This window comes from Streptomyces sp. CB02923 (genome assembly GCF_001905005.1).
Taxonomy (GTDB): Bacteria; Actinomycetota; Actinomycetes; order Streptomycetales; family Streptomycetaceae; genus Streptomyces.
Genome location: NZ_LWKZ01000003.1, coordinates 172,222 through 184,578, shown reverse-complemented (window position 1 = coordinate 184,578; position 12,357 = coordinate 172,222). Strand labels below are relative to the sequence as shown.

The window sequence follows — 12,357 nt, the reverse complement described above, 5'->3', positions numbered from 1 at the left end:
ACGTCGGGATCGCGAAGCGCTTGCCCGACTCCTTGACGCCGCGCAGGTTCATCACCGTCAGCAGCGCGATCATGACGACGGCGCAGAGCGTCTTGTGTTCGGTGACGAAGGGGATCGCCGAGCCGAGGTTCTCCACTCCGGAGGAGATGGATACGGCGACGGTCAGGACGTAGTCGACCAGCAGGGCGCTGGCGACGGTCAGCCCGGCCTTGGGTCCGAGGTTGGTGTTGGCGACCTCGTAGTCGCCGCCGCCGCTCGGATAGGCGTGCACATTCTGCCGGTAGGACGCCACGACCGTGAACATCAGCACCACGACCGCGACCGCGATCCACGGGCTGAAGTGATACGCCGACACACCCGCGACGGACAGGACGAGCAGCACCTCGCCCGGGGCGTAGGCCACGGAGGAGAGCGGGTCGGAGGCGAACACGGGGAGCGCGATGCGCTTGGGGAGAAGGGTCTCGCCCAGCTTGTCGCTGCGCAGTGCGCGCCCGATAAGGATCCGTTTGGGCACGTCGGTCAGTTTGGACACGCAGAGGATGCTAAGCCTTCGTCAAGGTGGTCGCCCACCCGCCACCCGTGCGGGCGGCGGCGATGTGCCCGTATGCCGGGACCGTAATGTGCGGCCACATCGGCCACCAGCGCATTCATCGTCCCTGCACAACGCGGACCAGCGCTCCCCGGCCCCTTCTTCTTCTCTACGACTTCTTAACGCCGCGGGATTTCCATGCCTTCGTAAAGGCCGCTGTTCAGCGCCCGGGGATTTCTACGTTTTCTTAACGGGCCGGGTCCCCGTACGCGGCCTCCGCGCCTGCCGGTGCCTGCCCCTGCGGCTACCCGGCCACCCGTGATCTCCACATCTCTTTCACCTCGGCCCAGCGCCGCGCCTGCTCGGGGCCGAGGCGGCCGCGCAGCTCGGCCAGCTTGAGGAGATTGGCTTCGGCGCCGGTGGTGAGGGTCTGCGCCTCGCCGCGGTAGTGATCGTCGACGAGGGAGGCCAGCTCCGTGTCGTTCATCGCGGGGACGATGCGCGCCGCCATCTTGCCGGTGTTGCGGTACGACCCCTGGAGGAGGAACGGCGGCTCGGTGCGGGTCGCGTCGGCCTGCGCCGCCGAGGCGATATAGGCGCGGTTGACGGTCAGCGCCACCTCGCGCACCTGGAGCAGTCCGCGCAGTACGGAGACGATCTCCCGCAGTTCGGCCGTGCCGTAGGGGTGGGCGAGCCGGTCGGCGCGTACGGAGTCGTCGCCTTCGGCCATCCGGACCAGCAGGGCGAGGTCGGCGCGGTCGCGGGCGGCGAGCGGGGCGAGGACGGGATTGGCGGGCAGCGCGTTCTCGATGTGGGAGTGGGCGAAGAGCGTCTCCTTGCCGCTGAGGACGTCACCGAGATTCCACACGTCGGCGCGGTTGGCGAGCATGTCCGGCAGCCGGAAGCGCTGTCCCGATTCGGTGTACGGGTTGCCCGCCATGCACACCGCGAAGCGCTTGCCGCGCAGGTCGTACGTCCGGGCCGCACCGTCCCGTACGCCGTCCATCCGCCGCTGCGCGTCGCACAGCGGGATGAACTTCTGGAGCAGTTCCGGCGAGGTGTGCTGGATGTCGTCGAGGTAGAGGAGGACGTTGCTGCCCGCCTCCAGCGCGAAGGAGATCTTCTCGACCTCGCGGCGGGCGGCGGCGTCGGGGGCCGCGGCGGGGTCGAGGGAGGTGGTGCGGTGGCCGAGGGCCGGGCCGTCCACCTTCACCAGGAGGAGGCCGAGGCGGGCCGCCACGTACTCCATGAGCGTCGTCTTGCCGTAGCCCGGCGGCGACAGCAGCAGGAGCAGGCCCTGGCTGTCGGTGCGGCGCCGCTCCCCCGCGGCGCCGAGCTGCTTGGCGAAGTTGTCGCCGATCAGCGGCAGGTACACCTCGTCGATGAGGTGGTTGCGGACGAAGCCGGACATGACCTGGGGGCGGTACGCGTCCAGGCTGAGCCGGTCGCGTTCGGCGGTGAGGAGTTCGGCGCGGCGGTGGGTGTAGGCGCGGTGCGCCGGTACGCGGCTGCGGCGGAACGCCTCGGTGCGGGCGAGCAGCTCGTCGAGCCGTACGGGGAGGGTGCCGCCGGTGGCGATCCGCGGATGGCTGCCGAGGAGGCCGCGCACGTCGTCGCCGGTCGGCGCGGTCAGCTCCCGGCGGTGCAGGGCCGGGCCGCAGACCTCGATCGCGACGGCTTCGGGCAGCGCGTCCGGCGCGGTGCCGCGCGCCTGGGCGTACGCGCCGAGCCAGGCGGTGACGAGCTGGTGGCGGGCGGCCAGGTCCCCGTCGAGGGCGCGCAGGTCCTCGGCGAGTTCCTTGACGGCGGGCGCGTCGGGGCCGCCCAGGGCGTCCTGGAATCCGGCCAGCAGGGCGCGTGCGGCGGCGCTGGTGGTGAAGCGGGGGCCGCCGCCGTCGGCCGGCTCTGTCAGCTCGGTCAGCTCGGCCATCAGGTAGTCGCCGAGGGGCGACGACGGGTCGGCCGTCTCTCCGGCGAGCTCCACCCCCGCCTCCCGCAGGAACCCGTACGCCGCCCCGCCCAGCTCGGCGGAGAGCGCGCCCCACCCCGTCGGCGGCCCGAAGGCGGACCGGGCGCGCGCGAGGGAGTGGGCGCGGGTGGCCCACAGCGCGCGGGCGCGGTCGTCGGTGCCGTACGCCCAGAAGAGCTGGGCGGCCGCGCGCAGGTGCGGCGGGTAGCGGAGCGGCCCGGCGGCGGTGTGCAGGCGGAGGAGGGCGGCGAGGATCGCGGCGGCGTCGTGGTCGTGGACGCCCCGGTCGTACCCCTCGTCGTAGCGGGTTTCGGCCACCTGGCGGACGAGGGGGAGGAGCGTGTCGGCGGCGGCTGCCTCCTGGAGCGCGGCGAGATCCGGAATCGGCGCGTCGGCATCCCGTGCGCCCGTGCCGTGCTCGGCCCCCGCGAGAATCAGCGCCGCCAGGTGCTCCGCCCGGTAGACCTGCGGCGATTCGGAGACCAGTGGCTGGTCCCAGAAGGCGCGGTGGGCCAGCAGCCGTGCGTCGTGGACGGGCGCGCGGTAGTCGGTGCCGGTGACGGCGTACGCGAGGTCGTCGCCGTGCGGGACCAGGGTCAGGTCGACGGGCTGGGTGTTGACGGCGAAGCGGTGGCGGCCCAGCCGGATGGTGCCGGTGGCGTCGTAGAGGTCGGTGCGGTCGCGCAGGGCGCGGGCCGCTTCCAGGCGTGCGGCCCGCAGGCGCCCGTCGAGTTCGTCGGCGCGCCCGCCGTCGCCGAGTTCGCGCAGTTCGCCGGTGGTGGCGTGGACCTTCGCGACGAGCGGGTCGGCGGCGAAGAAGGCGTTGATCTCGTCGGGGGTGGTGAGGGCCGCGGCCCGGCGGGCGACGGTGGCGAGGACGCGTCCGGCGGATCCGGCGAGCCGGTCGGTGTGCCGGGCGCGGGCGTCGAGCTGGGCCTGCTTGCGCGCGGCGAACGCCTCGTGGATCTCCTCGCGCTGGGTGGCGATCCGCTCCAGGTGTACGTCGGACGTGCCGAAGCGCGCTTCGAGGTTCTCCAGTTGCAGGAGCAGGCGGCCGAGTTCGTCGTCGCAGTCCTCGGGGGTGCCGGCCGCGGCCAGTGCCCCGGCGACGGCCTGGCCGAGCAGCGCGAACCGGGCCGCGAACTCCTCGCGACCCTCGGCGTCGAGCAGTTCGCGGCGCCGCGCGTCCAGGGTGGCGCGGGCGCGGTTGACGGCGCCGAGCACCTCTCCGGCGCGGGTCAGGATGGCGGTCCGTACGGTGGTGTCCGCGACGTCGAGGGTGCCGACGACCTCGGTGACGACGCGCAGCCCGTCGGCCTGCTCGTCGATGCGCGCGGCGAGCGGTTCGGCGTCGGCGGCGGTGGCCACCGCGGCGGCTTCCGTGGTCAGCTCGGTGACGGTGTGGTGGGTGGCGGCGAAGGCGTCCTCGCCGCTGAGGAACGCGACGGCCCGGCGTCCGGCGGCGGCCAGGTCGTCGGTGAGGCCCGCGGACAGTTCCGCGAGGCGGTCCAGGTCGATGTGGCGGGTTTCCCGCAGGGTTTCCAGGCGGCCCTGGGCGTGGCGGAGGGCGGTGAGGTTGCGGACCCAGGCGTCGGCGGTCGCGGGCTGTTCGCCGCGGATCCGCCGGACCAGCGCGGTGGTGCGGTCCGCGGCCTCTTCGAGGGCGGCGGCGGCCTGGCGGCGCAGTTCGGTGACGCGCGCGAACTCCTCGACGACCTGTACGGCGGCGGCCCGTACGGCTTCCAGCGGCTCGCCGAGCGCGCCGAGCGCGGTCTCGTCCAGCCAGTGGTGGCGGTCCGCGGCCCGCGCCGCCGCGGCGGCGATGGCTTCGAACACCGGGCCTGCGGGGGCCATGTCGGAGGCCATGCGGGCGACCGAGAGCGCGTCGGACACGCCGCGTACCAGCTCGGCGTTGCCGATCCGGGCCAGCGGTCCGCCCGCGGCCGGCTGCGCCGCGGCGTGCGCGTCGGAGGCGAAGGGGGTGTGCCAGATCTGGACGGGGTGGACGCGGCCCGGCTCGCGGGAGCCGCGCAGCACGGCCAGGGTGCCGTCGTCGAGGAGCGCGTGGCCGTACGCGGTCAGCGGGGCGGCGGCCTCTTCGCGGACGATGTTGTACGGGAGGAGGAGGGTGCGGCCTTCGGCGCGGTCGTGGAACGCGTAGAGGACGTCCTCGCCGTTCGGGGAGCGGTGTTCGCGGTCGAAGGCGAGGCCGGTGGTGTCGGTGTCGAAGGTTCTGGCGGTGCCGTTGGTGAGGTAGTGGCCGCCGGGGAAGACGATGCCCTGGTCCTCGGGCAGTGCGCGGCACGCCTGGCCGATCGCGTCGATCCGGCGCACGTCGCGGGTGCGGGTGTTGAAGACCAGGTAGCGGTCGGTGGTCTCGTTGTACGGGCGGACGCGCAGCAGGACCAGCGGTCCGACGCGGGCGTGGGCGACCTCGGCGTCGGCGAGGGACTGGAGGGGTTCGTCGACCGGTTCGGAGTAGAGGCCGTCGTCCGTCTCCGTGTCGCGCTCGGCCTTCAGGGTCAGCGAGCCGCCCGCGGTCGAGAGGAAGACCTCGCCCTGGACGGACAGCTGCGGATAGCGGCCGGGTACGTGGTCCTCGCGGGTGGCGGGGGTCCACGTGAAGTCGTGGGAGGGCGCGGCGGTGTGGTCGCGCTCGCCCTTGGCGTCCAGGTAGACGGGCGTGCCGGGCTCCGCCCCGTCCCCGGACGCGGTGATCTTCCAGCGCAGTACGCGGATGTCGTCGAGCCGTTCGCCGGTCCGGAAGACGGCGAGCAGCAGGGCTCCGGTGCGGTGGAGCCGGAGCAGGCGGGCCTGGCGGTAGTAGCGGTACAGCTCGTCGAAGTCCCGCTGGAAGCGCGGGTCGTCGAGGAGTCCGGGTACGGCGCCGGGCTCCGCCGGTTCGAGGCGTACGGCGTCGCCGGTGGTGTGGAGGCGGTGCAGGGCGAAGACGTCCGTGACGGTGACCGCGGGCGCGCCGGGCTCGGGACGGCCGTTGCGGCCGGTCAGCAGCAGGCCGCCGACCTGCGCGGCGTCCCGGATCACGGCGGCGTCGGCGGTGCGCAGGCCGTCGGTGCCGAGCAGGGCGAGTTCCGTACCGCCGAAGGTCTCGACGCGGCGGGCGTTGAGGGTACGGGCCCGGTCGGCGAGGTCGGCGGCGGCACCGGCGAGTCGGTCGCGCAGCAGCTCGTACGTGCCGTCGGCGAGGTCGGTGCCGGGGGCGGTGTCCTGGGACGGAGTGCCCTCGGAGCCGCGGTCCTGTCCGTCGCGGGTGCCTGTCTCTGTCACGAGGTCGTCCTGCACGAGATGCGTCTCCTGTCCCTGCACGCGGGCCGTCTCCCTGCCCGCACGGCCGCGCGCCCGCCTGCGCGCGCTTGCCGGCCAAACAGCTCTTACGTGTCCGTGGTGGCTGCTCTTACGTGTTTGTGGTCGCTGCTCTTACGTGTCCGTGGTGGCTGCGTACGGGGTCCGCCCCGTACGCAGCCGGTGTGCCCGCGGCGGCCGGGCCGCGAGGAAGCGCATCCCCCCGGAAGCACTTCCCCGCGGCCCGCTCCGCCCCGGGAGGCGGCTACTCGGCCGCCACCGCCGCGCCGTTGGCCGGGGACGGAGCCGTGACCGCGTCGGCGATCCGGGTGTCCGCGAGGCCGTTGGCGTGTGCGGCGTCCAGCAGGCTCCGGAGCTGCCCGGACTGCGGGCCGCCCCGGTCGATGAGCTTGGTCAGGGCCCCCGCCAGGGTCAGGTCGCGCAGCCCGGCCGCGCCGAGTCCGCCGAGCATGGTGGTGAGGTCCTTGGTGAAGGTGGACCCGTTCTTGTCCAGCCAGGGGCCGGCGGCCGTGCGGACCGTCTCGGAGCGCTCGACGAGCGCGTCCAGGCCCTTGGCGGCGCCGATCGAGCCGGCCAGCCGGTCGAAGAAGACGCTCTCCCCGCCGACGATGTCGATCTTCGCGTTCTCCAGGCCGGCGGACAGCACCTTCGCCTGCACCTCGGCGATCTGCCGCTGGGCGTCCAGGCCCGCGAGGCGGACCTCCTTGTCGGCCGCCACCCGCAGCCGGTACTCCTCGTGCTCCCGGCTCGCCGCGTCCAGCGCCGCCATCGCCGCGGCCTTCTCGGTGAGCCCGGCCGCCTCGGCCTTGAGCAGCGCCTCGGCCGCCTCCGCCTCGGCCCGGCCGGCCTTCTCGACGGCGACCGCGTTCATCTCCCGTACCTTCACCTCGGCCAGTCCGGCGGCGGCCGCCTCGGCCTGGGTGCCCTCGGCGAGCCGGATCTTGGCCTGGGCGTCCAGGTCGGCGGCCTTGCGCCGGCCCTCGGCCAGCGTCAGCGCCTCGGCGGCGCGGTGGGCCGCGGCCTGCTCGGCGGCCTCGGCCGCCTTGATGTCCTTGACCAGCCGCTGCTGTGCCTCGGCCTCGGCGCGGATGACGAGCGACTGCCGCTCGCGCTCCGCCTCCTCGACCGTACGGAGCTTCTTGATCTCCTCCTCCTGGGCGGCGACGGTCTTCTCGACGGCGATCCGCTCCCGTACGACGTCCGCGATCTCCCGCTTCTCGGCCTCGACCTCCTTGTCGGCGGCGATGCGGGTCAGCTGGGTCTCCCGCTCGCGGGCGATGACCTCCAGGAGGCGGTCCTTCTCGATGCGCTCGTTCTCGATGGCGATGACGCGTTCGCGGTTCTTCTGCGCCACCGCGATCTCCCGTTCGCGGTTCTCGTTCTGGACGCCGAGCGCCTCCTCGGTCTTCAGGTGCGCGGAGTGCGAGCGCAGCCGCTCCTCGGCCTGGACGCGGGCCGTCTCGGCCTCCTCCTTGGCGCGTACGGTCGCGATCTCGCGCTGCTGGCGGATCTCCGCGTCGGCCTGGCGGCGCTCCAGTTCCAGGACGGCCTCCCGGGCGTCGACGTTCTGCCGGGTGATCTCCTTCTCCTCGTTGCGCCGGTACTCGTTGGTGCGCACGTGCTCGATCGCGGTCAGCTCGGTGATCTTGCGGATGCCCTGCGCGTCGAGGATGTTGGCGGTGTCGAGCTGCTCCAGCGGGGTCTGCTCCAGGTAGTCGATCGCCGCGTCCTCCAGGCTGTAGCCGTTGAGGTCGGTGCCGATGACGGCGATGATCCGGTCCCGGAACTCGTCGCGCTTGGTGTAGAGGTCCTGGAAGTCGAGCTGCTTGCCGACGGTCTTGAGGGCTTCGGAGAACTTGGCGTTGAACAGTTCCTGGAGCGTGCCGACGTCGCTGGCGCGCTCGGTGCCGATGGCCTGGGCGACCTTCACCACGTCCTCGCGGGTCTTGTTGACCCGTACGAAGAACGCGATGCGGATGTCGGCGCGGATGTTGTCGCGGCAGATCAGGCCCTCGTGGCCGGTGCGGCCGATCTCGATGGTCTTCACCGAGATGTCCATCACCTCGGCCTTGTGCAGCACCGGCAGCACCACCGAGCCGGTGAAGGTCACATCGACCTTGCGGTACTTGGAGACGATCAGGGCCTGGCCCTGGTGGACCTTGCGGTAGAGGCGGGTGAGGGCGAGGAGCGTGACGAGCACGATCAGCACGGCCACGGCGACGGTCACGCCGATTCCTACGGTGATGGCATCCATCGGTGAATCAGTCCCTGCGGTGTGTCGGGCAGTCGACGGGCGCGGGCGACGGCTCCGGGGCCGCGGTGCGCTCCGGTCGGTGGTCGGTCGGCCCGGTCAGTGGTCGGGCGGCCCGGTCGGTGATCGGTCGGCCCGGTCGGTGATCGGACGGCGCTCAGACGGCCGGGCCGTACGGGTCCAGGGCGGCGTCGAAGGGCGCGACCCGGAAGAACTCGCCGTCGGCGTCGTAGTCGAAGATCAGCGCGCTGCTGCCGGCGGTGAGCCCGGGGTCCTGCGTACGGACCTGGACGATGGCCGTCGATCCGTCGTCGGCGCGCACCTCGGCCTGGCCGAAGTCGGACGAGACCCGGCCGGTGCGGATGACGCACACCCGGCCGACGAAGTCATCCCGTGAGGCCACCCGTTCAGGGGGCAGCAGGCGGCGGGCCAGGCGCACCGCGACACGGGTGCCGGCCCAGGCCGCGAACAGCGCGAGCACCAGTGCGGCGGCGCGCAGCGGCATGCTCTCGGTCAGCGCGGCACCGGCCAGGGACACGGCCCAGGCGATCAGGACGCCGAGCGAGAGGGTCACCGTCACGGGCAGTCCGGCGGTGCCGCCGTCGACACCCTCACCCCCGTCGAGGATGTCGACGCCTGCCCCGCCGATCAGCACCAGCAGCCAGTACGCGGCCACCACCAGCAGCGCGAAGGAGAAGAGGACGGCCGGGAAGGCGAGCGCGGCTCGTGCGAATGCCCCGAAGTCCCCCATGGCCGTCGTCCCCCGTTCGCGTCTGTGCCTTCCGGTTCCTTGATGATGGCAAGGGGGCGGGGGCCCGCACATTGCCTGATCCCGGCAATCTTTACGCGTTCCTAATAGCCTGTTAACGGGTCACGGTCTTGCCGCCGACGGTGGCCGGAGTGTAGAAGGAGCGGCCGGATTCCGCTTCCGCGACGTGCCCTACAGCGGCTTGTCCGGCCAGTCCAGCAGCCGCGCGCCCATCGCCGCCGTCTCCAGCGTGAAGCGCTGCAGGCCGTCCGACGGGTCGTAGCCGGTGAGGAACTTGATGCGCTCCAAGCGGTACGACAGGGTGCGCACGCTCACCTTCAGGCGGCGGGCGGCCTCGGCGTTCACGTATCCGGACGCCGCGAGCGCCCCGATGGTCGCCAGCAGCGGCCCGGCGCCGCCGCGCGACTGCGTCAGCGGCCCGAGGACCGTGTGGACGAGGTCGGCCATGGCCGCGCGGTCGCGCAGCAGTACGGGGAAGACCAGCAGGTCGGCGGCGCGCAGCACCGGCTCTTCCAGCTCCAGCTGCTGGGCCAGCTCCAGCGCCCCCAGGGCCTCCTCGTACGAGTGCACGACGCCGCCCGCGCCGGAGTGCACCCGGCCGATGGCGACCCGCCGCGCCCCGGGCCGGCCGACGTCGGGCCAGCGCGCGTACGTCGCGAAGGCGTCCAGCACCGTGCTCTCGCGGCTCGCGCCGACGCAGATCAGCCGGCCTTCCTTGGTGGTGATCAGCACATCGCGGTCGCCGAACCGGCCGAGCAGTTCGCGTTCGACCCGGCGGGCGACCGGGTGGATGTCGTCGAAGGGCTCCTCGCCCTCGGCGACGGCGACGGCGTGCTCGTGGGCCAGCCGCAGTCCGAAGCGTTCGGCGCGCTCGGCCAGCCGCCCCAGGTCGCTGCGCCCGTACAGCAGGTCGTCGACGAACTCGCGGCGCGCGGCCTCCTCCTGGCGTACGGCGAGCCGCTGCGCGCGTTCGTGTCCTTCGCCGAACGCGGCGACGGCGGCGTCCACCGCGCCCAGCACGGCGTCGCCGGTACGCGCCCGCTCCGCGGCGCCCGCGGCCCGCGCCACCCCGGGCAGCGTGCCCCACACCCGCCGCGTCTCCCCCAGGAAGAGGCCGACCAGTTCGCGGAGCCCGTGCCCCGACTCGGCGGCCCGCTCCCCCAGTTCCCGCAGTGCGTCCAGTTCCGCGCGCCGGGGCAGCCGCCCGGTGTCGGACACCTCGGCGAGGAGGGTGGTGTACCCCTCCAGGTACTCCGGGGACATCCCGCCGTCCTTCACCGTCCGTGCTCCCTGCCGCCGCGCCGTGCTCCGCCCCGGCCTTCGGAGCACGTCCATCCTGCCGGACGACGCGCGGCCGGACGGAACGGACCCGGCGCTCCGCCGCTGCCGGTCCCTACGCCTCCTGCCAGGCCGCTCCCCCGGTACGCGCATGCCGGGAGACCAGCTCGCCCAGTCCCTGGCGGGTGGCCACGAGCAGGACGCGGTCCTCGGGCCGCAGTTCGTATGTGTCCCCCAGCTCCTGTACGAGCCGGGCACGGCCGCGCTCCTGCGTTTCCTGGGCAGCGCCGGGCGCGGGGTCCGGCGGGCCGCCGGGGGCGGAGGTGTCCACGGCCAGGACGCGCAGCAGGCCGGGCCGGAACACGTCGGCGATGCGGCGGCCTTCCAGGGCGGCGTGGCCGCGTACCTCGACCCGGGCGACGAGCAGCACCCGCCGTTCGACGGGGATGGCGCCGATGATCTGGCGGCCCATCATCGCACCGGCGAAGGCGGGCGCGGCCAGGAAGCTGACGCTGCGGCTGCGGGTCAGCGCCCGGGGGTGCGCGGCGCGCAGGGTGCGGTAGACGGCCGTGGCGAAGCGGTCGTCGAACAGGCGCAGCGTCACCCGCAGCTGGGGCTTGACCGAGCGGGCGTAGAGGGCCGCCTCCAGGTTGATGGTGTCATCGCTGGTCAGGGCCAGCAGGCCGTGCGCGCGCTGGATCTTCGCGGCTTCCAGTACGCCTTCGTGTGTGACGTCGCCCACCACGGTCGGTACCCGCAGCCGACGCGCCAGCGCAATGCCGCGCGCTTCGGGGTCCGCCTCCACACACACCACGGGGATGCCCAGCTCGTGCAGCCGGGCCAGCACCCGCGTACCGACCTTTCCGAGTCCCAGCAGCACCACGTGCCCTGACAGCCCGCGCGGCGGACGCCGTAGCGCGGAGGCGTTGCGGAACGTGCCGAGCCCTTCGAGCGCGGCGGCCACCAGGACCGGCAGCAGCAGCAGACCGGTGAGGCCGGACAGGAGTTGCAGCACCTTGCGGGAGACCGGCTCGCCGATGGCCGGTTCGTTGATGGCGAAGAGGTCGAGGAGCGAGAGGTACGTGGCGTGCAGCGGGGAGTCGCCCGTCGTTAAGGAGGACGCGACGGCCAGCGCGAGGACGGTGCCGACGACGCCTGCCAGCGACCAGCGCAGCCTGCGGGAGAAGAAGGAGCCCAGCGGCACGCCCCGGCCCCGCAGGCTGCCCGGCCCCCACCGCACGCCCGCGCCGCCGCGCCCCTCCGGACGCCGTGGACGGCCCCGGCCGCCGGGGCGCGGCTGGCGGCCCTGGTAGGTGACGGTTTCCAGGACGACGGAGCCGCGCCCGGCCGCGGCCGCCGCGGTGACGTCGTCGGGGAGGAGTTCCGGGCCGTCGTCGGCGGACGGTCCGGTGTCCCCGCCCGGTGTGTCCGGCGAGTCCGCGGCCACGTCCGCCGTCGCGGACAGGATGGCGAGCGGGCACAGCCCGGAGGCGGCGGCCGGGCCCTGCCGGGCGGGGCTGCGTTCCACGGCGCGCAGCAGCAGGCCGTCGGCCTCGATGACCTTGCTGGTGCCCGCCACGGCGGTGGCCGCCAGCGCGGGGGCCACGGTGTCGGCGTCGGACAGGACCGTGGTGGACGCGTCGGCCCCTTCGGCGTCCAGGGCGCCGACCGCCGCGGCCTGGTCCAGCAGCTGTTCCAGGTACTGGCCGAGTTTGCGGTTGTAGAGCCGGATCACCAGCCGCAGCCGCGGGTTGAGCCGCCGGGCCCGCAGCGCCGCGTGGATGTTGGTCTCGTCATCGTCGTAGACCAGCGCGAGCGCGCCGGCCGCGCCGATGCCGGCCGCGGCCAGCGTGTCGTCGTCGGCCTCGGCCGCCTCCAGGACCCGCAGGGGTTCGTCGGGCGGCTCGTCGCCGCCCTGGGCCTCGCCGCCGGGGGCATCGGGTGCGCCGGACGGCGTCCGCACCATGGCGGCCGAGACCCGCCCCAGCAGGGCCTGGGCCCGCCCCAGGGCTCCGGCCGGCGGCGGGATGCGGGGCCGGTGCGGTTCTCTGGCGGAGGGGACGACGAGCGTCACCCGCTCCCGGTAGACGTCCTTGAGTTCGGCGGCGAGGCGGCGCGCGAGGGCGTCGTCACCGCAGACGACCATATGAGGGGCGGCTAGGCCCTGTTGGGGCTGCTGAGGCACGGTGGACACGGCACTCAGCGTGCCTTACGGAGCGGGCCCCACGCACGTGATC

At 73.8% G+C, this 12,357-nt stretch carries 6 protein-coding genes; all 6 read right to left on the bottom strand.

All coding sequences use genetic code 11. The features are described from left to right. On the bottom strand, positions 1 to 532 hold a 532-nt coding region (locus tag A6A06_RS07980; RefSeq protein ID WP_199930750.1), incomplete at its 3' end, for an APC family permease. Between the two features lie 301 nt (positions 533 to 833). Next, positions 834 to 5,786, bottom strand: a complete 4,953-nt coding sequence (locus A6A06_RS07975) for a DNA repair ATPase (RefSeq protein WP_079193886.1) — start codon at positions 5,784 to 5,786, stop codon at positions 834 to 836. A 280-nt stretch (positions 5,787 to 6,066) separates the two neighbouring features. Then, on the bottom strand, positions 6,067 to 8,076 hold the full coding sequence (locus tag A6A06_RS07970; RefSeq protein ID WP_073760474.1) for a hypothetical protein: 2,010 nt from the start codon (positions 8,074 to 8,076) through the stop codon (positions 6,067 to 6,069). Between the two features lie 154 nt (positions 8,077 to 8,230). Then, positions 8,231 to 8,824 carry a hypothetical protein gene (locus A6A06_RS07965; protein WP_073760473.1) on the bottom strand — a complete coding sequence of 198 codons (594 nt, stop codon included), beginning with the start codon at positions 8,822 to 8,824 and terminating at the stop codon, positions 8,231 to 8,233. Positions 8,825 to 9,013: 189 nt separating this feature from the next. Beyond that, complete coding sequence (locus A6A06_RS07960) at positions 9,014 to 10,105, bottom strand: PucR family transcriptional regulator (protein ID WP_199930749.1); 1,092 nt, start codon at positions 10,103 to 10,105, stop codon at positions 9,014 to 9,016. 130 nt (positions 10,106 to 10,235) lie between these two features. Further along, positions 10,236 to 12,266, bottom strand: a complete 2,031-nt coding sequence (locus A6A06_RS07955) for an NAD(P)-binding protein (protein ID WP_073760471.1) — start codon at positions 12,264 to 12,266, stop codon at positions 10,236 to 10,238. Positions 12,267 to 12,357: the final 91 nt, after the last annotated feature.

Excerpts from the sequence above, each read along its gene's own strand:
- A6A06_RS07965 (WP_073760473.1), bottom strand. The coding sequence starts at position 8,824 with ATGGGGGACTTCGGGGCATTCGCACGAGCCGCGCTCGCCTTCCCGGCC.
- A6A06_RS07970 (WP_073760474.1), bottom strand. The coding sequence starts at position 8,076 with ATGGATGCCATCACCGTAGGAATCGGCGTGACCGTCGCCGTGGCCGTG.
- A6A06_RS07960 (WP_199930749.1), bottom strand. The coding sequence starts at position 10,105 with ATGTCCCCGGAGTACCTGGAGGGGTACACCACCCTCCTCGCCGAGGTG.
- A6A06_RS07955 (WP_073760471.1), bottom strand. The coding sequence starts at position 12,266 with ATGGTCGTCTGCGGTGACGACGCCCTCGCGCGCCGCCTCGCCGCCGAA.